Origin of the sequence: Marinospirillum sp. (genome assembly GCF_035271045.1) — a bacterium.
Classification (GTDB): domain Bacteria; phylum Pseudomonadota; class Gammaproteobacteria; order Pseudomonadales; family Halomonadaceae; genus Marinospirillum.
The window spans coordinates 34,923-58,650 of sequence record NZ_DATESC010000024.1 but is presented as its reverse complement, the minus strand read 5'-3'; the positions used below and the strand labels follow the sequence as shown (position 1 = coordinate 58,650).

The 23,728-nt window shown below is 41.7% G+C and carries 22 protein-coding genes; 8 read left to right on the top strand and 14 right to left on the bottom strand.

The genetic code is table 11. From position 1 onward, the window contains the following. Positions 1-21: 21 nt before the first annotated feature. Positions 22-555: a bifunctional adenosylcobinamide kinase/adenosylcobinamide-phosphate guanylyltransferase gene (gene cobU / locus VJY63_RS09570; protein ID WP_324050303.1), complete on the bottom strand. Its 534-nt coding sequence runs from the start codon at positions 553-555 to the stop codon at positions 22-24. 198 nt (positions 556-753) lie between these two features. On the opposite strand from cobU, the gene VJY63_RS09565 reads away from it, so the two are divergent. Next, a complete protein-coding gene (locus tag VJY63_RS09565) occupies positions 754-2,382 on the top strand; it encodes a diguanylate cyclase (protein ID WP_324050301.1) in 1,629 nt (542 codons plus the stop codon). Between the two features lie 118 nt (positions 2,383-2,500). Then, positions 2,501-3,145, top strand: a complete 645-nt coding sequence (locus VJY63_RS09560; protein ID WP_324050299.1) for a response regulator transcription factor — start codon at positions 2,501-2,503, stop codon at positions 3,143-3,145. Between the two features lie 2 nt (positions 3,146-3,147). Here VJY63_RS09560 and VJY63_RS09555 read toward each other — a convergent pair whose 3' ends face one another. Next, positions 3,148-5,277, bottom strand: a complete 2,130-nt coding sequence (locus VJY63_RS09555) for a sensor histidine kinase (protein WP_324050298.1) — start codon at positions 5,275-5,277, stop codon at positions 3,148-3,150. A 205-nt stretch (positions 5,278-5,482) separates the two neighbouring features. Between VJY63_RS09555 and VJY63_RS09550 the strand changes: the two genes are divergently transcribed. After that, positions 5,483-6,556 (top strand): hypothetical protein, encoded by a 1,074-nt coding sequence (locus VJY63_RS09550; RefSeq protein ID WP_324050296.1) that lies wholly within the window; start codon positions 5,483-5,485, stop codon positions 6,554-6,556. 62 nt (positions 6,557-6,618) lie between these two features. On the opposite strand, the gene VJY63_RS09545 is transcribed toward VJY63_RS09550, so the two are convergent. Then, entirely contained in the window at positions 6,619-7,509 is an 891-nt protein-coding gene (locus tag VJY63_RS09545; RefSeq protein WP_324050294.1) for a mechanosensitive ion channel domain-containing protein, read from the bottom strand. A gap of 67 nt (positions 7,510-7,576) precedes the next feature. Between VJY63_RS09545 and VJY63_RS09540 the strand changes: the two genes are divergently transcribed. Further along, positions 7,577-9,082, top strand: coding sequence for an aldehyde dehydrogenase (locus tag VJY63_RS09540; RefSeq protein WP_324050292.1), 1,506 nt, complete (start codon positions 7,577-7,579; stop codon positions 9,080-9,082). A gap of 78 nt (positions 9,083-9,160) precedes the next feature. Here the strand turns inward: VJY63_RS09540 and dbpA are convergent, their stop codons facing one another. The 3 genes from dbpA to VJY63_RS09525 all read right to left on the bottom strand — a co-directional run bounded on the left by dbpA (position 9,161) and on the right by VJY63_RS09525 (position 12,348). Further along, positions 9,161-10,543 (bottom strand): ATP-dependent RNA helicase DbpA, encoded by a 1,383-nt coding sequence (dbpA, locus tag VJY63_RS09535; protein WP_324050290.1) that lies wholly within the window; start codon positions 10,541-10,543, stop codon positions 9,161-9,163. Positions 10,544-10,671: 128 nt separating this feature from the next. Then, entirely contained in the window at positions 10,672-11,598 is a 927-nt protein-coding gene (locus VJY63_RS09530) for an electron transfer flavoprotein subunit alpha/FixB family protein (RefSeq protein WP_324050288.1), read from the bottom strand. Further along, entirely contained in the window at positions 11,599-12,348 is a 750-nt protein-coding gene (locus VJY63_RS09525; protein ID WP_324050285.1) for an electron transfer flavoprotein subunit beta/FixA family protein, read from the bottom strand. A 323-nt stretch (positions 12,349-12,671) separates the two neighbouring features. Between VJY63_RS09525 and VJY63_RS09520 the strand changes: the two genes are divergently transcribed. Next, positions 12,672-14,357: an electron transfer flavoprotein-ubiquinone oxidoreductase gene (locus VJY63_RS09520; RefSeq protein ID WP_324050283.1), complete on the top strand. Its 1,686-nt coding sequence runs from the start codon at positions 12,672-12,674 to the stop codon at positions 14,355-14,357. Between the two features lie 69 nt (positions 14,358-14,426). Here VJY63_RS09520 and VJY63_RS09515 read toward each other — a convergent pair whose 3' ends face one another. Both VJY63_RS09515 and VJY63_RS09510 read right to left on the bottom strand, forming a co-directional pair. Continuing rightward, a complete protein-coding gene (locus VJY63_RS09515) occupies positions 14,427-14,711 on the bottom strand; it encodes a pyrimidine/purine nucleoside phosphorylase (RefSeq protein ID WP_324050281.1) in 285 nt (94 codons plus the stop codon). Between the two features lie 36 nt (positions 14,712-14,747). Beyond that, a complete protein-coding gene (locus VJY63_RS09510) occupies positions 14,748-15,239 on the bottom strand; it encodes a hypothetical protein (protein WP_324050279.1) in 492 nt (163 codons plus the stop codon). A gap of 61 nt (positions 15,240-15,300) precedes the next feature. On the opposite strand from VJY63_RS09510, the gene VJY63_RS09505 reads away from it, so the two are divergent. Both VJY63_RS09505 and tusA read left to right on the top strand, forming a co-directional pair. Then, positions 15,301-15,747 (top strand): universal stress protein, encoded by a 447-nt coding sequence (locus VJY63_RS09505; RefSeq protein WP_324050278.1) that lies wholly within the window; start codon positions 15,301-15,303, stop codon positions 15,745-15,747. A 67-nt stretch (positions 15,748-15,814) separates the two neighbouring features. Continuing rightward, the gene (gene tusA / locus VJY63_RS09500) at positions 15,815-16,060 is read left to right on the top strand and encodes a sulfurtransferase TusA (RefSeq protein WP_324050276.1); all 246 of its coding nucleotides are present in this window, start codon (positions 15,815-15,817) and stop codon (positions 16,058-16,060) included. Positions 16,061-16,072: 12 nt separating this feature from the next. On the opposite strand, the gene VJY63_RS09495 is transcribed toward tusA, so the two are convergent. The 4 genes from VJY63_RS09495 to VJY63_RS09480 form a co-directional block, all read right to left on the bottom strand. Further along, complete coding sequence (locus tag VJY63_RS09495; protein ID WP_324050274.1) at positions 16,073-17,278, bottom strand: EAL and HDOD domain-containing protein; 1,206 nt, start codon at positions 17,276-17,278, stop codon at positions 16,073-16,075. 186 nt (positions 17,279-17,464) lie between these two features. Further along, positions 17,465-19,138, bottom strand: a complete 1,674-nt coding sequence (gene rpsA, locus VJY63_RS09490; RefSeq protein ID WP_324050272.1) for a 30S ribosomal protein S1 — start codon at positions 19,136-19,138, stop codon at positions 17,465-17,467. A gap of 228 nt (positions 19,139-19,366) precedes the next feature. After that, the gene (cmk, locus tag VJY63_RS09485) at positions 19,367-20,053 is read right to left on the bottom strand and encodes a (d)CMP kinase (RefSeq protein WP_324050270.1); all 687 of its coding nucleotides are present in this window, start codon (positions 20,051-20,053) and stop codon (positions 19,367-19,369) included. Positions 20,054-20,093: 40 nt separating this feature from the next. Then, positions 20,094-20,507, bottom strand: coding sequence for an acyl-CoA thioesterase (locus VJY63_RS09480; RefSeq protein ID WP_324050268.1), 414 nt, complete (start codon positions 20,505-20,507; stop codon positions 20,094-20,096). Positions 20,508-20,679: 172 nt separating this feature from the next. Here VJY63_RS09480 and VJY63_RS09475 point away from each other — a divergent pair, with 172 nt between their 5' ends. Further along, positions 20,680-21,621 carry a hypothetical protein gene (locus VJY63_RS09475; RefSeq protein ID WP_324050266.1) on the top strand — a complete coding sequence of 314 codons (942 nt, stop codon included), beginning with the start codon at positions 20,680-20,682 and terminating at the stop codon, positions 21,619-21,621. Between the two features lie 78 nt (positions 21,622-21,699). Here the strand turns inward: VJY63_RS09475 and VJY63_RS09470 are convergent, their stop codons facing one another. Beyond that, positions 21,700-22,689, bottom strand: coding sequence for a patatin-like phospholipase family protein (locus tag VJY63_RS09470; RefSeq protein WP_324050264.1), 990 nt, complete (start codon positions 22,687-22,689; stop codon positions 21,700-21,702). A 73-nt stretch (positions 22,690-22,762) separates the two neighbouring features. After that, positions 22,763-23,713: an alpha/beta hydrolase gene (locus VJY63_RS09465; RefSeq protein ID WP_324050263.1), complete on the bottom strand. Its 951-nt coding sequence runs from the start codon at positions 23,711-23,713 to the stop codon at positions 22,763-22,765. Between the last annotated feature and the right edge of the window lie 15 nt (positions 23,714-23,728).

Sequence of the window (23,728 nt, the reverse complement as noted above, 5' to 3'; positions counted from 1 at the left end):
AGTTATAAAAAATAGAACTGACTAGCCTTTTACGCTTAAAGGTAAACCAGCAACAGTTAATACTACTCGCTCACAAACAGCAGCCAAACGCTGATGCAACAACCCTGCTCTATCCCCAAAAGCGCGTGATAAAGCATCCATAGGCATTATCCCTAAACCTGTTTCATTCCCCACCATAATTAACTCTGCCTGACCACCTGCTGCAACCACTTCCACTAATTCATCAAGTACTGAATCTACCTGCTGCAACAAAACATCGCTTAAAGGTGCTGCACACAACAGCTGAGTTAACCAAAGTGTTAAGCAATCTAAAAGAATCACCCTAGGCTGCTGCAACAGTACCGCCAATTGCCTAGGCAAACCTGCATCAAATAATTCCAAAGTAACCCAATCAGCTGGTCGGTAGGCTTGATGCTGCTGAATGCGTTGTTTCATTTCATCATCACCAGCCCTTGCTGTAGCAATATAAGTCACCGATAAACCCACTTTTTTAGCCAAGCCTTCGGCATAACGGCTTTTACCCGAACGCACTCCACCTAAAACAAGCTGACGCATAGCCATTCCTCAATAGAAAATCTAACGCTAAAAACAAAACCCTTACCTATGCGATACCTTAAAAAAGTTTAGACTGCTATAATAATTATAATTAACGCCCTAACCAATAAATAAAGGTTCTTTTTAGTGGCTAGCTCTCGCCTACTTTTATTGTCATTATTTTTGTGTATTTTTAATACTAGCGCGCTGGCGTTACCAGTGATAGATGTCAATAAAGAATCCGTTCAGTTAACGAACTACACCATTGAGTATTTAACCGATGATTCAAAATCATTGTCCTATGATGCCATTCGTAAGCAAAATTTCAAAAAAACTAATAACACCACTACGCTGGGGACCCAAGCAACCGTTACTTGGTATCGAATAACACTACACAATTCAAAAAATCAAACCAAATCACTTTTTCTACATTTACCAAAAGCTTATCACATACGCTCTGTTGAAATTTTTGAAGAGCATGATCAAAAACTCATCAAGCAATCGTTAGTGGATCTTAATAAAGCCAGTAATCACCCCTTAATGTATCAAGGGACTATTGTTTACCCTTTTACTGTGCCATCAACAACAACACTTTACATTCGTAGTCACGTCTATTCTCATCAGTGGTTTTCGTCACAAATCTACGATGACGAACAGTCTCGTAGAGCACTGGTAGGTGGCCACCTCGACATCGCCCTGTTAGTTGGCATGATGGTGGCTTTAGTTTTTTACAACGGGCTGCTTTATTTTGCTACCAGTAAAAAAGAAAATATTCTCTATTCTTTATACCTTATTTCAGGGCTACTTTGGATTGCGCTCTCCTACGGCTTGCTTAGCAAAGCCTTCAATATCTATGGAGACAATCTTTTTATATTAAATTTATCAGTTTTCAGTATGCCAATTTTTCTATTACTGTTTATGATGGCAATTTTTGAAACAAAAAAACTTTATATTAAAGAGCATCGCGCCCTACAAATTATATTAGCGTTACTAACAATCTCTTTTATATACGGCTTATTCGATATAACAGGCGCATTGAAACACTCGACTAGCTTAGCTGCACTTATGATGGTGACTACTTTTTCAGTCAGCATTTCATTCCTTATTAAGAAAAACCCTTTAGCAACGTTCTTTTTAATGGGTCACACGCTATTTATTTTATTTAATGGGCTTGCAGTGATGTATTACAAAGGATTCGTTATACCCAATTACGTGAATAGCCACGGTGTTGGAATAGGCATTGTGCTAGAAGCACTAACTTTGGCATTTATTATCTCTTATCGAATAAAAATACTAGAAGGTATTCGCTCTAAACAAGCCGAACTAACAAAACAAGCATCAACAGACCCACTAACGCAGCTTTATAATCGCCGCTATTTCTTTACTGAAAGTAATTATATGATTAAAAAAGCGCAAGCTAATGATGAATCTTTATCCATTATTATTCTTGACATTGACCATTTCAAAGCAGTAAACGATCAATATGGACACAAAGCCGGTGACTTAGTTTTGGTGGATGTCGCCAGTATTTTTCATCAACTCAGTCGAGATCAAGATTTAATTGCTCGGTTTGGTGGTGAAGAATTTGTCGTTATTCTGCCAGATACCAACACTACAGAAGCTCAAGTGTATGCAGAGCATATTCGTCAAAGCATTGAAAAGCATAGCGTAAATTTAGGCGATGAACTCACACTTAATATCACCGTCAGCCTAGGGGTAGCCGAGCTTTCTATTACCACTAATGAAGCAATAGAAAGCGCTGTTGACCGAGCCGATAAAGCGTTATACGAAGCCAAAACCCTTGGCCGAAACCGCGTGTGTATGGCTAGCGAACCTAATCATCATTAAACTGAACCTATTTTCACTAGGCAAGCCGACATCAATCAAAAAAATATCACTTAGCCTGTCTGCTTATCCCCCTAAACTAGGGGGTTTATTCCGCTTTAAAATCTGTCACTATTTGTCGATGAAAAAAATACTGATTTTAGAAGACCTTCCCGATGTTAAAGACTGGCTAAAAAATTTAGTCCAAAGCCACCTTGCTGCTGAAAAAGTTCATACCGCTGGCACTTTAAGCCAAGCTTTTGAATTACTAAAAAACAACGCCTATGACCTAGCGTTACTGGATATTGGTCTACCCGATGGCTCAGGATTGGATGCGCTAAAGCTTATAAAAACCCAAAATGAGCACTGCTACTGTGTTGTCACCAGTATTTTTGATGCGTCGGAATACTTATTTACTGCGCTAAAATACGGTGCTGACGGTTATATATTAAAAAGCGAAAGTAGCGAGCAAGTAGCCGAACACTTAGCCGGTATTTTGCTAGGCAAACCACCTTTATCGCCGGTAATTGCTAAAAAAATGCTCTTGGCTTTTCGACCCGAAAAAGACCTAGCAGCCAACCTTTCACCACGCGAAGAACAAATTCTTAGCCTTATTGCCAAAGGTTACAATGTGCCTGATGCCGCTAACTTGCTAAATATTTCACCTCACACAGCAGCAGGTTATTTAAAGCAAGTCTATAAAAAACTACAAGTAAACAACCGTGCCGATGCAACACTAAAAGCTTACGAACTAGGCTTGGTTAACTCGGGTAAAAAAATCACATAAAATTAGCGAGGTAATGGAATACTTATTTGTACCTGCCAAACCACCCCTTGCTGCTGATACTGAAAATGCCCACCTAAACTTTCGCAGCGCTGTTGTAAAATTTTACAGCCCCGACTGTCTTTAACCGCTGAAACAATAGCTAACGCAACGCCATCATTGGTCATAATAATAGTCAATTTATCAGTCACCAAAACTTCAACGCTAATCTGGCTAGGTTTTGCATGACGCAATGCATTGGTTAAACATTCACGAATCGCGCGTGTTAAATGCGAAAAATACTCAGGTGGTAACTCCAACCACAGTTTTTCTGGTGGTTCTTGCCAAATAAACTGAATACCCTCTGGTAGCCTTTCTCTAGCTTCTTGCTGCCAATGCGCTAAGGCATATTCAATATCAATGGGTTCAATTTCAATACTTTGCAGCAGGTTACGCAAATCAGTTAACGCTTCTTTAGCTAATTGTGCAGGGCGCGGCTCTTTAGTGCTATGTAAAATACTTAATAGCTTTGCACCTAAATCATCGTGAATATCTTGTCGAATACGATCACGTTCACTATTAGCACCCTCAGCTTTGGCTGCTAAGGCTTTAGCCATCAACTGATACATTACCAATAGTGTTTGGGCATTTTTAACGTCATTTTTAGTGAATAATCGCTGCCCCTGACCGGCGTTATTAATCACCAAACTACCCGCTTGAATTATTTTAGGCAGCCTCAACTGTAATCCATTACTCAAAATAGTAATCGATTCCACAACGGTACTTTGCTGATTAAGCGTTAATGGCTGAAACAAGGCTTGTAAACTTTGCTGCCATGCTGTTTCTAATTGTAAAGGCGTTTTTACGTTAACTAACTTAGCGACGACTTTAGGCAACCAAGCTTCAATCGCCAAACCTTTACGGTAACTAATACGTCGCCAAGCCCATTGGCGCAGCGGGAAATACAACCAACCGACCAATGCTGTTGCTAACGTTAATGCTGAAGTGCTGGTCAAGGTCAAAAAACTGGCAAGCACCAAATCCATTAATAAAATCGCTAAACCACCTAAAAACCAAGCCCAAATAGAAAACCACCAGCGTTCTAAATCAAATAAACGGTAACGTAAAACGCCCAAAGCCAAACCACCATACATCAATAAAAATGTCGTAAACATTAAACCTTGTGAAGCCAGTGGGGGCATTTGTAACAAAATGGGCAGCATCATACCGCCTGCAAAAAAAACTGTACCGGCATAAATAGATAAAAGCATCCAACGCACAGCACCGCGATCCAAAAGGTTTTTTCTGGCAAACCACCACTGAATAAAAGATCCCAGTAAACCAAATAAAAACAATCCAAACACCCAAAGGTAAGAACCCGTCGCAGGGCCGTTTGTTAGCTGTAAACCATCGACCAGCAAATTAGCAACAAATACCGCATAAGCCAAAGTGCTAATCGTGTATTGGCTCACTGCGCGTGGATAATTCCATAAAAAAGCGGTTAACGAGGCAGAAAACAACATCGCGCCAGCATGGTTTAAAAGTGACAGCGCATGAAATAATTGCCCGTCTATAAACACGTTGCGAGTGCTGTAAATCGCTGCGGCAAAAGTAAATAATAAATAACTAAAACCAGTTAATGCAAAAGCATTAATGCCTTGATAGTTAGGACGTACACTTTTAATCAGCAAGCAAATTAAAAAACCTAGGCTTCCACACGTAATTTGTAACCAAAAGATACTGGGCAAGTCTTTTAATTGGCGTGCCCTAGTGACGAGCGATTCTAAATGACCATCACTTAAACGCATACTAAGCTGCTGCTGATTTAAACCCATCATTAACTGACTATTCAATGCCATTAACGCATTAAAATCTTGGTAGGTTGCAACCGTATCAGGCTCTTCTAAAGCTAAATGATAAGACGCTGGAATGGGCTGATCGCCGAAATAAAACCTAACGACAGTGCGCGGTATTTCACCCAACCGATTGGCTTGTAAGACGGGCTCTGTAAAGGCAGAGGATTCAGCAGAAGTTTGTGATGATGTAATAGAAAACTGCCAAGCCGTTTGTGGTAAAGAAAGCGCGGTAGTAATCGCTAGCAGCAGTGCAAAAAATAACAAGGCTAGACCAAGGTACAAACGCACTTTAATTGACATGATTTTCTCTGAACTTTTTTTATAAGAATTTGATGCGCGATAAGTATAAAACAGATCAAGATCAATCGCTTAAAAACCTAGCTTATCAACTCTTTTTTTATGCCTTAAAGCGCTCTACCCCTCATTTAGGGGGGTGGGGTGCGGTTTAAATACCTTCTATATTGGTGGTTACATGATGACTCATTCGCTATAAAGGCATAAAAATATGAAAACCTACCAAAAACTCTTAATTACTTCAGCAATTACCGCTTTATTAGCTGGCTGTGGAGGAAACAACACCCTGCCACAAAACACCGAAAGTGGCACAAAACCAGCATTTAGCACCGGTGGCGATCCCAGTTTTTTAAAAGGTGATACGCAAATTGCCATCGCATCCTTTCGCGTAGTTTTTATAACAGAAGGACAAAAAATGCAGGCAGCAGCCGATAAAGGGCGTTGGGGCAGTTCAGGTAAAGCAAGTTCTACTGCAACGGTTAAAACAAAATTAACCGGCGTTGATAGTCAATTAATGCAGCAGATAACCGACCAAGCTTATACAAACTTTAGCCAAAACTTAGTACAGCAGGGGTTTTCTGTATTGCCTTTGCAACAAGTCACAAGCAATGCAGCATTTAAAGAACTGGATAAACGCGACAATGGTCAAGTCAGTTCAACAATCAACTCAGCCAAAGAAATGCTCATGGGCAAAAAATCAAGCCTCAATGAGTACCCTGTTTATTCGCCTACGGGCTTACCGTTGCTAGCAGAATCTTTTTTATGCAAACAAATAGAACCATTATTTAAAAGTATTTGCTTGCCTAAAGTCGCCAGTGCTTTGGGCATGACGACCTTACACGTTGCTTATGTTGTTGATTTTAGCTCTTTTGAATCATCTGCCAGAGCAGGCATGAACTACGCAACCGATAGCATTTATGCCAATGCTAAAGTAAGTACTGGACAAAATTTGCATTTAAAACCACAAAATACCGGCATTGTTGCCATTAATAATAAAGGCAAAGAAGTGGCCTTGTATTTAAATCCAGATAACCCTTACCAAGGTGCACGGGCTTTTGGTGAAAGCGTCGAAGCAACGTCCAGTACTGATAAAGCCGTATCAGGCTTTAAAAATGCACTAGGTGCATTAAGTGCCGTATCAGGTGGCACTGCAAGGTCTGACAGCACAATCACTTACGAAATGCAGGCGCAACCTAAAATTTATCAAGCAATGGTTAATGATTTATTAAAAGCCAGCTCGAATGAGTTAGTTTGGGGCTTAGAATATTTTCGCAACAAGCCGTAATCTAAATAAAAAAATCAGCAACTAAACAAAGCCACCCAAAGGTGGCTTAACGTTAAAGTGGTTTAAACGTTACTGTCTATGACCGCTTTAATCTCTTCTTCTTTTTCTGTTTCTAAGTAGTTTCTTTGAAGAAACACCTCGCTTAGTATTAGCTGTTCTATGTAATTTTTTTGTGCCGCTTTAGCAGGTACACGAACAATTAAGTGAACTTCTTCAGCATCAGGAAATTGTAAAGTAACCCGTGGATCGACATTAGGAACTTCCAGACCTAGTTGTACCGACACTTTAAGCATATGACGGCGTATCGTATCTAAGTTATGTGAGCAATGCTTAATAGCCGCCGCTAATAAGGCTTGTTGTGCTGCACGCCAATCATCTTTACGCATAAACGGTACAATAAAGACGTGCAATACAAAATCATGGGTAAAACTTTCATTAATCACCGCCTCAGACACAAACAAAGCATTAGGCAATACAATCATTCGACCCGTGCGCTGATGGATTGTCTTGCCTGGCCCTACTTCTAAAATGGTCGTCACCAGCAGATTTTGGTCAATCACATCACCTCTAAAATCCTTAACCTGAATACGATCACCAATATCAAAAGAACGCGCACCCGTTTTTAGCAAACTGCCGGTAATGCACATAATAAGCTCTTTGGTCGCCACTACAAAAGCAACCGCAATCGCCACTATGGACAATGCAAGGGTGCGAAGTTCTTCACCCCAAATCATAAACAAACCCAGCAAAGTCAGCAGCAATAGCCCATTGCGTGATTGTACCAACCATTTGCGCCTAAGTTCCGTTGACACCACACGTCGACGAATAATACGGCTTGCAACGGCTTGCAACACAAACATAGTAACAATCAAAAACAAAGTACTAAATAATAAGCGGATTAGCTCATGGGACACTGAAAAATCTTTGATCCAATTAAACGCAGATTCCAACATAGAGGGATTGCCTCCTTTAAAGTAGTATGAGTATCAACCTAAACCATTCATTAAATATGAGATTTAAATGACTAAAATTCCAGCACCAACCCGTGAAGATTGGGAACACCTTGCCACTAACTTAACGTTTACCAACCAAGCTTTTATTAATGGCGAATACGTTGATGCATTAAGTGGCGCAACGTTTGCCTGTGAAAGCCCTATCGACGGTCGCATTCTAACCCAAGTTGCTAGCTGTGATGCTGCGGATGCTGACTTAGCCGTTAAAGCCGCTCGCAACGCATTTGAATCCGGTATTTGGCGCGATTTACCACCGGCTAAACGCAAGCAAATTCTACTCAAGTTTGCTGATTTAATCGCCAAAAATCGTGATGAGTTAGCTTTACTAGAAACACTTGATATGGGTAAGCCAATACGTTTTTCGAGCAGCGTTGATATCGGTGGTACTGCGCGAGCAATTAGCTGGACAGCCGAAGCGATTGATAAAGTTTATGGTGAAATTGCCCCAACACCAACCAACCAAATGGGCTTAATTACCCGTGAAGCAGTAGGTGTTGTGGCGGCAATTGTGCCTTGGAACTTTCCTTTGTTAATGGCAAGTTGGAAATTTGCGCCAGCACTAGCAATGGGTAATTCGGTGATTTTAAAGCCTTCAGAAAAATCACCTTTAACCGCGTTACGCGTGGCAGGCTTGGCTAAAGAAGCCGGTATTCCTGATGGTGTGTTTAACGTACTGCCAGGTTTTGGTACAACGGTTGGTAAAGCTTTAGCGCTGCATATGGACGTTGACACCCTTGCCTTTACCGGTTCTACCGCTGTTGCTAAGCAGCTAATGATTTATGCGGGTGAATCCAACATGAAACGTGTTTGGTTAGAAGCCGGTGGTAAAAGCCCCAACATTGTGTTTGCTGATGCACCTAATTTAGAAAAAGCGGCTGAAGCAACGGCACAAGGTATCGCTTTTAATATGGGGCAGGTTTGTACCGCAGGCACGCGTTTATTGGTTGAAGCCAGTATTAAAGATAAGTTTGTGACTTTAGTGAAAGCGGCGCTGGTTAAATGGCAACCCAATCATCCTTTAGACCCTAACACTTTAAACGGCGCGATTGTCGATAAGCAGCAGTTAAGCAAAGTATTAGGTTATATAGAAAAAGGTCAGCAAGAAGGTGCGTCTTTATTGGCTGGTGGTGAACAGGCTTTTCAAGAAAGTGGTGGCTATTATGTACAGCCTACGGTGTTTACTGACGCTAAAAACACCATGCAAATCGCTTCTGAAGAAATTTTTGGCCCAGTATTAAGCGTACTTACTTTTGATTCAATGGAAGATGCCATCAAACAAGCCAACGATACCATTTATGGTTTAGCTGCAGCGGTTTGGACAGCCGATTTAAACAAGGCACATAAAACGGCCAAAGCACTGCGTGCCGGTAGCGTGTGGATTAACAACTATGATGGCGGCGATATGACTGCGCCTTTTGGTGGTTTTAAGCAGTCAGGTAAAGGACGCGATAAATCGTTACACGCCTTTGATAAATACACTGAAATAAAAGCCACTTGGTTAAGCTTCGAATAATCTTATTTCAACTGATTTAAGCCACCCGGCTCGCTAAGCTAGGTGGCTGTATTAACTAACTTAATCACTAAAAAATAACTACAAACTTCTAGCGCGAAAACTACGGCCTTTAAGTTTTCCATCACTTAATAGCTGCAATGCTTGTTTGGCAACTTGGCGCTCTACCGCGACAAAAGAGCGTCGATCCGTCACATGAATTTTACCTATTTGCTGACCTGCTAACTGCTGATTAGCCGTTAACGCACCTAGAATATCGGTGGGACGCAGCTTGTCTTTTTTACCACCATCTATCAGTAAGGTTTGCATGGTTGCTGGCTTAGGGTGGTTTTTTAATGCTTCAGCACTGGGCAAAGCTTCTGGTACTAGGCTTTGCTGTAAATAATCGGCCAAAACCGCTAAACGAAAGGCTTCTGCTGCGGTGTAAAGCGTACAAGCAATGCCCTGCTCACCAGCCCGACCAGTACGCCCCACACGGTGAACGTGAACTTCAGGATCAAGCGATAGCTGATAGTTAAAAACGGCATCTAAAGCAGCGATGTCTAAACCACGTGCAGCAACGTCGGTTGCCACAAGAATACTACTGCTTTTATTAGCAAACTGAATCAACGTTTGATCGCGGTCTTTTTGTTCCATATCACCGTGCAACGCTTGGGCGCTAAAACCTAGCTTACTTAAACCATCGGCAAGGTCTTGGGTTTCTTTACGGGTGGTACAAAACACCACACTAGACTCAGGCGCATAATGCAGCAACAGTAAACGCAAAGCAGAAAAACGTTCAGCTTCGTCATTTAATTTGAAAAAATGTTGCTCAATACTGCTGGCAGTATGGCTAGACTCCACTTTAATTTGTTGTGGATCTATTAAAAATCGTTTAGCTAAGCTGGCAATTTTATCGGGAAAGGTGGCACTAAATAACAAGGTTTGGCGCTGTTTAGGCAGTTGTTCAACAATGGCATCTAGCACTTCTTGAAAGCCCATGTCTAACATACGGTCGGCTTCGTCCAACACCAGCATAGCCACGTTTTCTAGTTGTAAATTGCCTTTGCGTAAATGGTCATCAATACGACCCGGTGTACCCACAATAATGTGTGCGCCGTGTTCTAACGAATGTGCTTGTGGGCCAAAAGGTTGTCCGCCACACAGGGTTAATACTTTTACATTGTGCATACCCCGCGCTAAACGGCGAATTTCAATGGCAACTTGATCTGCCAATTCACGCGTTGGGCACAAGACTAAAGTTTGAATTCTAAAGCGTTCAACATCTAGCTTTTGTAATAAACCTAAGCCAAAAGCAGCAGTTTTACCTGAGCCAGTTTTTGCTTGAGCAATCACATCTTGCCCCGCCAAAATAGTGGGTAAGGCAGCCGCTTGAATAGCGGTCATTTCTTGATAACCCAAGGTGGTAAGGTTACTCAAAAGTTCAGACTGTAAGTTTAAAGAAGCAAAAGCAAAAGTGGTCAAGGCAGCACCTAGCGTTAGAATTAAAAAAAGGGTTCTATAAAAAAGAAAAGTAAAAACCAGCCCTTGTGAGGCTGGTCTTTTTTAGTTTACAGCATAAAGCCAATAAACTTATAACTAAGACAAGAAACTTATAGCTGTTGTTCTAGCGCAGGTACTGCGTCAAACAAATCAGCCACTAGGCCGTAATCAGCCACCTGGAAGATGGGCGCTTCTTCATCTTTGTTAATAGCAACAATGACTTTAGAATCTTTCATACCGGCCAAATGCTGAATCGCACCAGAAATACCTGCCGCAATGTACAGTGCTGGTGCAACAATCTTACCAGTTTGACCGACTTGTAGATCATTAGCTACATAGCCAGCGTCAACTGCTGCACGCGTTGCACCCACCGCACCGCCTAATTTGTCAGCTAACTTATAGATAATATCGAATTTCTCGGCACTACCCACGCCACGACCACCCGCAACAACCACTTTAGCAGCAGTAAGTTCAGGACGGTCTGAAGCGGCTAATTCTTCACCAACAAAGCTAGACAAACCAGCATCAGCAGTTTCAGAAAGTGCTTCAATACTAGCAGAACCCGTTGCAGCAACTGGATCAAACGACGTACCACGTACCGTGATGACTTTAATCGCATCTTCACTTTGTACAGTAGCAATCGCATTACCGGCATAAATAGGACGTTTGAAAGTATCAGCGCTTTCTACCGAGATAATTTCAGAAATTTGCTCAACATCTAACAGTGCAGCAGCGCGTGGCATAAAGTTCTTACCGTTACCCGTTGCGCCCGTTAAGATGTGCGTATAATTTTTACCTAAACCAGCAACCAATGCAGCCGTGTTTTCAGCTAGCTGATGCGCATAAATAGCGTTATCTGCTATTAATACCTTGCTTACGCCCTCTAACTTAGCGCCAGCGTCGGCAGCAGCTTGGCAAGCAGCACCAGCAACCAATAAGTGAATCTCACCACCAATGGCTTTAGCAGCAGCAACAACATTAGCAGTAACAGGGGCTAGATCAGAATTATGATGATCAGCGATAACTAAAATGCTCATTTAGACCACCTTCGCTTCGTTTTTCAGTTTATCAACCAGCTCTTCAACGCTGCCCACTTTAATGCCAGCAGAACGCTCTGCCGGTGGTTCAACTTTCAAAGTTTTCACTTTAGAAGCCATTTCAACGCCGTAATCTGCTGGCGTTTTAATGTCCATTGGCTTTTTCTTAGCTTTCATAATGTCAGGAAGCTTAGCGTAACGTGGCTCATTTAAGCGTAAGTCAGCACTAATTACCGCAGGCAAATTAATTTGAATAGTTTGCGTACCGCCATCAATCTCACGCTCAACCGTTGCTTTACCGTCAGCAACAACTAATCCAGAAGCAAAAGCACCTTGCGAGAAGCCTGCCAAAGCAGCCAGCATTTGCGTGGTTTGGTTGTTATCTGTGTCAATGGATTGCTTACCCATCAGAATAATCTGAGGTTGTTCTTCAGCAGCAACCTTGGCAAGAATTTTGGCAACCGCCAAAGAGCTTAGTTGCTCATCGGTTTCAACTAGAATACCGCGATCAGCACCCAGCGCCATTGCAGTACGCAACTGCTCTTGGGCTGTTTTAGGGCCGATAGAAACAGCAATAACTTCAGTTGCTATGCCTTTTTCTTTTAAACGAACCGCTTCTTCTACTGCAATTTCACAGAAGGGGTTCATGGACATTTTGACGTTAGTCAGATCGACACCTGACTGATCTGCTTTAACACGAACTTTGACGTTGTAATCAACGACACGTTTGACAGCGACAAGAACCTTCATAGATTCTCCGTTTTCTCAGTGGTTGAACCGACAGACCAAACATTTGGCCTGCTACTTAAAAATCAGTTAAATAATGACTGCAATCAAGCTTTCAGTCAAACTTGACCTTAAACTGACGAGTCACATTTTTATGACTATAATGCCACCTTTTAAGGTTAGCCTGTTGCTGCTTAATTTTTAAACACCCACTTTACACTTAATTTGCTTAACATAGGTGCTCGTTAAGGTGTTTATTTTAGCCAAAGCTTGACCGTAAGCAAACGACCGTTTTAAATGCACTCTATCTGAGTGTTAAAAAGATAACAAGTCTGAGGAGATAAGCTATGGAACACGAAGCTATGGAACAACAACCTATAGAGCGCGACTCAATGGAGTTTGATGTTTTAATTGTAGGTGCTGGCGTTGCGGGCCTTGCTGCTGCCATTCGTTTAAAACAACAAGCCAACGAAGCGGGCAAAGAGCTAGAAGTTTGTGTTGTAGAAAAAGGTGCTGAAGTTGGCGCACACATTTTATCAGGCGCTGTTATTGAAACCCGTGCCCTTGATGAGCTGATTCCTAACTGGAAAGAATTAGGCGCACCTATCAAAACACTGGTGACAGAAGACCAGCTGTATTTGCTGCGTAATGAGAAATCTGGCATAAAATTGCCCGGTTTTGCTGTGCCTAAAACCATGCACAACGCAGGCCAAAACTACATTATCAGCCTAGCCAACTTAACCCGTTGGTTGGGTGAACAAGCCGAAGCGTTAGAAGTTAACGTTTTCCCTGGCTTCCCTGCTGCTAACATTATTTACGGCGAAAAAGGCGAAGTGCAAGGCGTTATTACTGGCGATATGGGCATTGGTGCTGACGGCAAGCAAAAAGACAGCTTCACCCCCGGCATGGAACTTAAAGCCAAATACACCCTGTTTGCTGAAGGTGTACACGGGCATTTAGGTAAAGAGCTGATTGCTAAATACAACTTAGCTGAAGGCAAAGATGCACAGCACTACGGTATTGGCATTAAAGAATTGTGGGAAATCGACCCTAGCAAGCACAAGCCGGGCCTAGTAGTACACGGCTCTGGCTGGCCTTTATCTGGCGATACTGGCGGTGGTTTCTTCTTGTACCACGATGAAAACAACCAAGTTGAAGTCGGTTTAATTGTTGACCTTTCTTATTCCAACACTTACATCTCGCCCTTCGACGAATTTCAGCGCATGAAGCACCACCCAGTGCTAAAGCAATACCTAGAAGGCGGCAAGCGCATTGCTTACGGTGCGCGTGCCATTACTAAAGGTGGCTATAACTGCTTACCTAAAATGACGTTTCCTGGCGGCTTGTTGATTGGTTGTAATGCTGGCACATTGAATTTTGCGAAAATTAAAGGCGTTCATACCGGCATGAAGTCGGGTATGTTAGCGGCTGAAAGTGTCTTTGAAGCCATTAAAGCCGGTGATGAAGGTGGTCAAGAACTCACTAGCTTTGCTAAAAAATGGGAAGAAAGCTGGGCGAATGCGGAACTTAAAAGTACGCGTAACTTTGGTCCTGCCATGCATAAATATGGCACTTTCTTAGGTGGCACGTTTAACTACATCGACCAAAATATTTTTGGCGGTAAGTTGCCAGTTACCTTGCACGATACAACGCCTGACTACGCCATGCTAAAGCCAGCTAGCGAATGCACCAAGATTGAATACCCTAAACCCGACGGCATTTTAAGCTTTGATAAGCTTTCTTCTGTGTATTTGTCTAGCGCGATTCACGAAGAAGACCAACCCGTGCATTTGCGCCTAACTGACCCTAAGTTACCGCTACGTGATAACTTACCTAAGTACGATGAACCCGCACAACGCTATTGCCCTGCTGGTGTGTACGAAATTGTTGAAGATGAACCCGGTCAACCTAAGTTTCAGATTAACTTTTCTAACTGTGTACATTGCAAAACGTGTGATATTAAAGACCCAGCCCAGAATATTACGTGGGTAACACCTGAAGGTGGTGGTGGCCCTAACTATCCTAATATGTAATTTTTTAAAAAAACAACACAAAAAAAGGAGGCTTAGTGCCTCCTTTTTTATTAAACTTAACGCCAAATTTTAGTCCATATAACGGCAAAGGTAAGCGCTTTGCTCTTCTACTTTAACTTGGAACGAGCTGTTAGCTGGTACGTTAAAGCTTTGACCTTTATTAAAGGTACGCAAAGCAGGATCACCAGAAAGCTGCACTTGCAAGCTACCCGAAACAACCGTCATTTCTTCATCTTTAGACGTTGAAAAGGTGTACTCACCCACGTCCATAACACCCATAGTTAAAGAACCTTCATTGTTAGTTAAAGCAATGGATTTTACTTGACCATCAAAATATTTGTTTACCTGCAACATACTAATATCTCCGTCGATATTTTTTAGCATTAATCATTATTTTTTTAGTGCTAACAAAGCTAACGCATGGGTATTTAATGCGGCTAAATCTAATTGGCTATCACGCTCATGCCACCAAAGTGTTAGCGTAGCAGAACCCCACTCAATAGCAAAAGCATCGTCTGGCAATTGTGTTAACCACTGCGCTAAACCCGATTGCTGCTCAAGGGTTAAACAGTTTAACTGACCACTTACAAGCTGCCAATTAGGAAAAACTATCTTACCTCTATCTCGATCCGCTTCTTTTTTTAGCAAACATAAATAACCACCCAATGGCGGCGCTTCAGCAGAACGCAACCAACGATAAGCAGCGCCTTCTAACGTTAAGTTTTCGTTAATTTGATGAGGAAGCACTGTAACCTTAATGCCTAACGCTAAGGCTTTATCCCTTAAAATAATTAAAGTTTTTTGCCGAGCGCTAGGAATCAGCATACTCATCGGACTAAGTATTAAAACAACAATCAGTAAAAACCACCAAAATCCACTCAATGACATCCCCTACATATTTGGTTTATAGTAAAGCAAATGACTCAGCAACAGGAAAACTACTATGAGTAATGCGTACAAAAATATTTTAGTCGCCATCGACTTATCTGAAGAATCACGCAAAGTGCTGTTACAAGCTAAAGAAATTGCTGCTCGTAATCAGCACGCCAAATTATCCGTTGTTCACACCCTTGAACCGCTTGGTTTTGCTTATGGTGGTGACATTCCAATGGATCTAACCAGCATTCAAGATCAACTGGATGCTCATGCACGATTACGCCTGCAAGAACTTCTGGAAGGTATTGATATTCCTAAAGAAAATCAATACATTTTAGTAGGTATGCCAGATACTGAAACACACCGTTTAGCCAACGAAAAAGGCGTTGACCTAATTGTAGTTGGTAGTCATGGTCGTCACGGCTTTCAATTACTGCTTGGTTCAGTATCAAGCGGTGTGTTACACGGCGCACCTTGTGACGTATTAGCCGTTAGAGTCGGTAAAAAAAGCTAAGTTTAATTTAAAACGTTTAAAGTTTAACACCTGCGGCTTATAAAGCCGCAGTTTTATGAGAAAAGTAATGAATAAATTAACGTTTGAATATCAACAACTATTAGATACTTCAGGACTTTACTGCCCTGAACCCATTATGCTGCTGCACACCAAATTAAATGAAATGCAGGTGGGGGAAATACTGTTACTCATTGCAACAGACCCCGCAACCACCAAAGATGTGCCTAAATTTAGCCAGTTTTTAAAACACCCATTGGTTCATCAAGAAGAAACCCAGCAGCAATATCGCTATTGGTTAAAAAAATTGGGCTAATTAAAAAACTGACTAATTAACTTGCCCCATCACTTCATTAGACCACTGTTGACTTATAAGCCAAGCACTATTTAACTTAACAACTAACGCGGGTGACTTACCATCAAGCTGTGCATGTTCAAAACCAATCACTAAATTAAGTAACTTACCTAAACGCCCTTTGCTTGATAAAATAGCGTCTTTAATTTCTTGCGTTAAAGGCATTTGTTCCATTAACTCAGTCATATCCATAGCCATCAATAAGTCCATCATGGACATCAAACCCAGCATAAATGCAGAACGTGGGTTTAAATCACTTGTACCTTTTGCTAACAGTTCGCACATCCGCGCACGGATTAAGGCTTGAGGTAAAAGTAAACGACTCGCAGGACCATTATTTGCCAACATAACCGTGGTAACGATACTCAGCACTCGGTCTAAACCTAGCGTGCTTAATGCTTGATGGATAGTAGTAATTTCATTACGACGACGAAAAGCCGCTGAGTTTACATATTTAAGTAACATAAAAGTAAGCTGAGGATCTTGAGCAATTAAATTTTCTAATAATTGATAATTAGGTTCCTCAGACTGAAGTTCTGTAATAATGCGAAGCTGTACGCTGTGATTATTAGCGCGTCCCTTACGCGACGTTTCTTTATGTACTTCAGGACGCGCATAAAAATAACCTTGAAACATTTCAAAACCTATTGCTTTAAAACGGTTAAAAGTTTCTAAGTCTTCAACTTTTTCAGCTAATAACCGTATACCACGGCGCTTATATTCAGCAATGTCTTCTTCTAATACTGGCTCAAAAATATCCACTTTAATAATGCTGGCTACGTCTAATAACGGACGGGTTTGGTCGCTAAGAATAAAATCATCAAGTGCTACGTCATAACCTAATTCACGCACTCTTTTAAGCGCATTAACAATGTCAGGCTCGCCTGTCACACTTTCCAGCACCTCAATCACCACTTGTTCGGGATGAGGGGGCAATAATTCGGGTTTAAGTATCCATTCTTTAGGGGCATTAAAAAAAAGTTTACGATTACCAATTAAGTTTTCTAAACCTGTTTCTAAAAAAGTTGCGTTAATAACCCTTGCTGTTGCCATGAGCTGATTGTCAATTTGAGCAAAAGTTGCCGTTACACTTGAACGATAAAGTAATTCATCTGCAACATGATTCATTTCAGCGTCACAAATAGGCTGTAAAGCAATACAATAATTTTCTTCTATCACAAGCTTGGCTTCCTTTGCTTTATTTATATTTTAACCATCATGTCTAACTTAATCACAATAATAAATACCGATCAATGAAAATCGCATTGAAAATATATCTATTAACCAATAATAATTAAAATACAAGCAAAAAAATCCCTGCCTAAGCAGGGATTTTATTACAACATTTAAATCACCAAGAATACATTAGTCTTGGTTTTTTTCCATCTTTTGCTTAATCAAGTCACCAATGGTGGTAGGACCTGCTAAATCAACCTGCGCTTCACGCTGAGTAGCAACAGCTTGCTCAGTTTCAACTTTGTCTTTAGCTTTAATAGACAGGCTAATTACACGATTTTTACGATCAACATTGATAATACGCGCTTCAACTTCGTCGCCTTCTTTTAGTGCATTACGTGCATCTTCTACACGCTCTGCGCTAATTTCAGACGCTTTAAGTGTTGCCTGAACTTCGTCTGTTAGGTCAACAACAGCTTCTTTAGCTTCAACGGCTGAAACGATACCTTTAACAACAGAACCTTTGTCGTTAATGGCGAGGTATTCGTTGAAAGGATCGCTTTCTAACTGCTTGATACCTAGCGAGATACGCTCACGCTCTGGATCAATCGAAAGAATGATTGTTTCAACTTCTTCGCCTTTCTTGAACTTACGAACCGCTTCTTCGCCAGTATCGTTCCAAGAAATGTCAGATAGGTGAACTAAACCGTCAATGCCGCCGTTCAAGCCAACAAAGATACCAAAATCTGTGATGGACTTGATGCCACCAGAAACTTTGTCGCCTTTATTGTACTTGCTTGAGAACTCTTCCCAAGGATTAGCACGGCACTGTTTGATACCTAGAGAAATACGACGACGTTCTTCGTCGATGTCTAGGATCATCACTTCAACTTCGTCACCTAAATTAACAACCTGCTTAGGATTAACGTTTTTATTAGTCCAGTCCATTTCAGAAACGTGTACTAAACCTTCAACGCCTTCTTCTAGCTCAGCGAAGCAACCGTAGTCAGTTAGGTTAGTGATACGTGCCTTAATGATTGAAGACTCAGGGTAACGCGCCTTGATTTGAATCCAAGGATCTTCGCCTAACTGCTTAAGACCAAGTGATACGCGGTTACGTTCACGGTCAAATTTAAGCACTTTAACATTAATTTCATCACCAACAGCAACGATCTCAGAAGGATGCTTAATGCGCTTCCAAGCCATGTCAGTAATGTGTAGAAGACCATCTACGCCGCCAAGATCAACAAATGCGCCGTAATCAGTAAGGTTTTTAACGATACCTTTAACTTCTTGACCTTCAGCAAGGTTAGCCAATAGTTGTTCGCGCTCTGCAGAGTTTTCTGCTTCTAATACCGCACGACGAGATACAACCACGTTATTACGCTTAGCATCTAGCTTGATAACTTTGAAATCTAGCTCTTTGTATTCTAGGTGTGCAGTGTCACGTACCGGACGTACATCAACCAAAGAACCAGGCAAGAAAGCACGGATGGTATTGATATCAACTGTAAAGCCACCCTTGACCTTGCCATTGATAATACCCTTGACGATTTCGCTCTTCTCGAAAGCAGCTTCTAGCTCGATCCAAGATTCAGCACGACGTGCTTTTTCACGGGATAGACGCGTTTCACCGAAACCATCTTCAACAGTTTCTAGCGCTACTAGCACTTGTGAACCGATAGTTAGATCTTCATCGCTTTCAAACTGACTGCGATGAATAACACCTTCCGACTTTAAGCCAGCATTTACGGTAACCCAGTCACCATCAACATCAACAATAGTGGCCTTGATAATAGCGCCCACTTCCATATTGACTATCTGCAAGCTTTCTTCAAAGAGTTCGGCAAAGGATTGTGTCATGTATTATTTACTCAATTTAAATGTCTTTAATAATGCGGCGAAATTGCCGCCCTCCGCGCCACCAGCAAACGCGGGCCTGTTTATTTTCATACACATACAAGTGTGTTAACGCCGGTTAAGCCTGACAGAACTTTCAAATGTGGATTCTGGCAAACTGTGACACTGACTTGCATTACCTCCTAACAACTTCAGCTAATTAAAGCCGCCTTAAATGGAGGAGTCTAAGGTTTAAACATACAATATTTCATGCATCAAGCCACGGCGTTTAGCCTCAGCAAGAATCAAATCAACGACTTCAGTAATGCTTAGTGCTGTACTGTCTACTTGCAACGCGTCTTCTGCAGGTTTCAGCGGCGCAGTAGTGCGGTTCATATCACGCGCATCACGTTCTAAAATGTCATTTTTAAGGTCGCACAGTTTAGCAGCCACACCTTTAGACTGCAACTGCTCTAATCGACGCTTGGCTCGCTCATCAGCACTAGCGGTTAAGTAAATTTTTAAAGGTGCAGCAGGAAAAACTACCGTTCCCATATCTCGACCATCGCAAATCAAACCTGGCGGCTGTGCAAAAGCTCGCTGACGCACCAGCAGTGCAGTGCGTACACCATTTAATACCGCAATTTTTGAAGCCAAACCACCTACGCGTTCAGTACGTAACTCATGGCTAACGTCTTGACCTGCTAAAATAACGCTGACTAAATCATTTTGATCAGCAAGAAACTGCACATCTAATTGTTCAGCAATCACGCTTAATCCAGCTTCATCGTCTAAAGCCACGTTTTGTTGCTCAGCAGCCAAACCTACTAGGCGATACAGCGCCCCAGAATCTAACAAATACCAGCCCAAAGCTCGTGCCAATCGCAGACTTACCGTGCCTTTGCCTGCCCCACCGGGGCCGTCTACCGTAATAATCATCACATTAAACCTCGCCCTATTTTAAACCACTCATTAAGTATTATTCAGCGCTGATTAGCCACTGCCGCATCAATTCTAATAGCTTACCTTCTAATACCACGGCTTTTTGGTTTTTTTGATCGGTGACTACAAAGGTAACATCCGCATCAACAATGATTGTTTCAGTGCCTTTCAACACGACTTGCTGCTGGATTAATGCGCTTTTATTACCAATTTTAGCCAGTTTGGTTAGCACTTCTAATTCTTCGCCCATAAAAGCACCACGACGAAAGTTAATATTGATATTCACCACCGCCATGCCTAAATCAGAAGTCATTAAATAATCTATTTCTGGCTGCTGCTCTAAAAAATGCCAGCGGCCTTCTTCTAAAAACTCTAGGTAGCGGGCGTTATTAACATGGCTGTATAAATCAATGTGATAGCCACGAACTTTTATCGGAGTACGTGTTTGCATTTTTTATTCCTAACAAAAAGATTAACGGGTATTAAACAATCCAGTCAGTCTAATCTTTTTAGGGAATAATTCAAACGACCGTTTACAAAAATGCAAGTACCTAAATCCTAATCGTTGCTTCTATTTTAATGCTAACATTTGGATGAATTTTTTATAGCCAGGAGAGGCCGTAATGTTTAGACAAACCATGTATAGCAAATACCAGAAACGTGTAATTAAATTTTTAACCGACCTCTTGGGCACGGAAACGCCTTTTACTTATGAAAAAACACAAACCAATCATTTGAAAGTGCTGATAGATGGGGTGCCAAAGCCGATGTACACCGGCTCAACACCCTCGGATCGTAAGTCGATTGATAACTTTATGGCCGATGTAAAAAGAGAACTAAAAGCCAGTAAAATTAACCACAGCTTAGATGATGAAACGCAACCTAAACCACAAATGTCTGAACCAGTTGACGAATATCACGACAGAATTGTGCAAAGTTGCGTTAAAACGTTAAGATCAAGGCTGGGTATGCTTAAATCACAAGAACAAGAAAAAGTGCTAGAAAATCGCTCAGTTGATGGCATAACCGATCATCGCAGCGAAGTGGTTAAAAATATGGTTGCGCTCGCGTCTCAGGCGCGTAAACCTAGCACCTATATCAAACATCAAGAAATAAAAAGCATTGAAAACATGGTCTTAAAGCATTTAAAGTTTATGATGCCTACCTTAGCGCATTACTCCGAATTACTAGAAAGTAAATCCAAATACAAAAAAAATATCAACGACACAACCAATGCAGTCATTGCCGCAACAAAAACTTTACCTAAGCCAACAATCCAATTAGATGAATCGAGTAAAACTGAATCAACAGAAACATTAACTGAAGCAACTGTCCCTTCCATGAGTTCTACTAGCCTAACAGCCGATTTAATGGCAATGCAGATAAACAGCCGCATCAATCTGCTGCGTAATTTAAGTAAACGGCAAGCGTTGCAGCTCATTGATGACATTGAACAAGCAATGGCGCTAAATCGTGAACAAGACATTGCCGCAGTGGTTGCTTTAATTAAAGAAAAAGGCGTGCCGCTAGAAGCAATTATTGAACGGCTTAGTAAGGAGGCTTAGCAGCGCTAAATTTAGCCTAGCAAACAAATAATACCCAGCAGCAGTGACAAGCAATCCTGCTGCTATGCTAATAACCACTCAACCATCCAAATCACCACTTAAAAATGGGTTAAGTTGCTCCCATTCATTTAGCTGCTTTTTAGTTAAGCGGCGACCCAACTCAATTAACTGACTGGCTCGGTGAAACTCGTAGCTGCTGCAAGCGCTGCGCGGTACTTCAATCAATATATCGGGTGGATAACCCGCAATTTTATATTGAGCTAAAGCCGCTTGAGTCGTTTCAAAGGATTGAATAATAATGTTGAGCTTACCCCAATTAGTATCCGTCCCTTCACCTTGACCTATTGGTTCATTTTCTTCGCCTTCCCAAAAATTAAGCCGTCCTAATAAGTCACCCGCTTTGCCTTTAATTCGGTGCATCCATTCACCAACTGCGGTTGGCTCAGTATCTTTTTTATTTTTATTACTCCAATCCGGCATTAGTTCATCAAGGGTTGAGCTTGGTGTTTGTGCCGTCACATTAACGGCAATAATTAAATCAGCGTGCCAAGCAACTGCCGGTGTAATCGGCAATGGATTTAATAATCCACCATCAACCAAGGTACGACCTCGATGCTGCACAGGTGTAATAACACCAGGTACGGCAACAGAAGCTCGAATCGCTTGTTCTAATGAGCCTTCTTGAAACCAAACTTCTTTTTGATTAATTAAATCCGTCGCAACTGAAGTAAAAGGAATGGGCAAAGATTCAATCGTGCGACCATTTAGCATACTGGCGATCACATCCATGACTTTTTCGCCTTTAATCGCGCCCATCGGACTCCAAGTCACATCAACCAAGCGAAATAGATCAAAGTAATTAAGGTTTATCACCCACTCTTTGTAGTCTGATAGCTTACCTGCAGCATAAAGACCACCAATCAAAGCACCCATTGAACAGCCAGAAATACCAACAATTTCATAGCCTCTCGCTTCAAGTTCTTCAATAACACCTATGTGAGCATAGCCTCTAGCACCACCTGAACCCAATACTAGCGCCACACGTTTATTATGCATTGAACGAATCATTGCGTTCTCACACATAGCTTTGTCAAACACTGTCTTATCACCTGATATGCTATCACCTGAGATACCCACCACCTTAATGACTCCTTAAAAAATGCAAAATTGCAGCCGTAACAGCTTGGCAACTGGCTTCTTCTAAATGTAAATGGTGTCCACCAGCCAAAGTTAATTTTTTCGCATTTTTTATCGCTTGCAAACGTGTCGCTATTTCCGGACGCTCAACCATTAATCCTTTATCACCTTCAATCATTAACGTAGGCGCTTGAATAGCTGCCATAAAAGATAAATTTTGTGCTTCGGTTAAACGAAAAGGTGAAGGATGGCGTAAGCGGGAATCACTGCGCCAAAACCAACCCGAACTAGATTGATCAAAATCATTGGACTGTAAAGCACGTTGGCAAAGTACCAAAGCAGCAGCGTAATCAACCGCACCAACACCTTGCATACGTGCTTTAGCCGCCGCCGCAACGCTAGCATAAATTCTGCCAGAAAAAGCAGATACCGCATCTTTATCATCAGCATGACGGCTTTTTTGTTGATGACCTATCCAACGTGCTAAAGCTTGACCTAGCTGATCCGCAGCGTCTTTATCTGGCGTAGTTAAAGTGCCTAAACCATCAATTAATACTAATTTCTCTACCACTTCTGGGTGAGCACCTGCCAATAAAGAAGCCACACCAGCACCCATAGAATGCCCGACTAGGGTAAATTTCTTCCAACCCAGCGCCATAACCGTGGCTTGCACATCAAAGCAATTATCTAGCATTAGGTAGGTTTGACCTGCCGGTCGCCAGTCTGAAAAACCGTGCCCAACAAAATCAATCGCAACAACACGATAACCAGCAGCGGCTAAAACAGGTGCGAGCTTTACAAAAGTCATGGCATTGTCTAGCCAACCGTGCAACGCTAATAACGGCTTGCCTTTAGGATCACCCCAAGCCAGCGCTGCTAATGCTAAGTGAGGAAGCTTAATGCGAATTTCTTCTGCACCTTGAGGAACAGCAACCAACGATTCATTTAAAAACATTCAATCATCCTAAGT

Excerpts from the sequence above, each read along its gene's own strand:
- VJY63_RS09560 (WP_324050299.1), top strand. The coding sequence starts at position 2,501 with ATGAAAAAAATACTGATTTTAGAAGACCTTCCCGATGTTAAAGACTGG.
- tusA (WP_324050276.1), top strand. The coding sequence starts at position 15,815 with ATGAATAAATTAACGTTTGAATATCAACAACTATTAGATACTTCAGGA.
- VJY63_RS09470 (WP_324050264.1), bottom strand. The coding sequence starts at position 22,689 with ATGATTCGTTCAATGCATAATAAACGTGTGGCGCTAGTATTGGGTTCA.
- VJY63_RS09520 (WP_324050283.1), top strand. The coding sequence starts at position 12,672 with ATGGAACACGAAGCTATGGAACAACAACCTATAGAGCGCGACTCAATG.
- VJY63_RS09545 (WP_324050294.1), bottom strand. The coding sequence starts at position 7,509 with ATGTTGGAATCTGCGTTTAATTGGATCAAAGATTTTTCAGTGTCCCAT.
- rpsA (WP_324050272.1), bottom strand. The coding sequence starts at position 19,138 with ATGACACAATCCTTTGCCGAACTCTTTGAAGAAAGCTTGCAGATAGTC.
- VJY63_RS09555 (WP_324050298.1), bottom strand. The coding sequence starts at position 5,277 with ATGTCAATTAAAGTGCGTTTGTACCTTGGTCTAGCCTTGTTATTTTTT.
- VJY63_RS09505 (WP_324050278.1), top strand. The coding sequence starts at position 15,301 with ATGAGTAATGCGTACAAAAATATTTTAGTCGCCATCGACTTATCTGAA.
- VJY63_RS09480 (WP_324050268.1), bottom strand. The coding sequence starts at position 20,507 with ATGCAAACACGTACTCCGATAAAAGTTCGTGGCTATCACATTGATTTA.
- VJY63_RS09530 (WP_324050288.1), bottom strand. The coding sequence starts at position 11,598 with ATGAGCATTTTAGTTATCGCTGATCATCATAATTCTGATCTAGCCCCT.
- VJY63_RS09515 (WP_324050281.1), bottom strand. The coding sequence starts at position 14,711 with ATGTTGCAGGTAAACAAATATTTTGATGGTCAAGTAAAATCCATTGCT.
- cobU (WP_324050303.1), bottom strand. The coding sequence starts at position 555 with ATGCGTCAGCTTGTTTTAGGTGGAGTGCGTTCGGGTAAAAGCCGTTAT.
- VJY63_RS09550 (WP_324050296.1), top strand. The coding sequence starts at position 5,483 with ATGAAAACCTACCAAAAACTCTTAATTACTTCAGCAATTACCGCTTTA.
- cmk (WP_324050270.1), bottom strand. The coding sequence starts at position 20,053 with ATGATTATTACGGTAGACGGCCCCGGTGGGGCAGGCAAAGGCACGGTA.
- VJY63_RS09475 (WP_324050266.1), top strand. The coding sequence starts at position 20,680 with ATGTTTAGACAAACCATGTATAGCAAATACCAGAAACGTGTAATTAAA.
- VJY63_RS09540 (WP_324050292.1), top strand. The coding sequence starts at position 7,577 with ATGACTAAAATTCCAGCACCAACCCGTGAAGATTGGGAACACCTTGCC.
- VJY63_RS09465 (WP_324050263.1), bottom strand. The coding sequence starts at position 23,713 with ATGTTTTTAAATGAATCGTTGGTTGCTGTTCCTCAAGGTGCAGAAGAA.
- VJY63_RS09525 (WP_324050285.1), bottom strand. The coding sequence starts at position 12,348 with ATGAAGGTTCTTGTCGCTGTCAAACGTGTCGTTGATTACAACGTCAAA.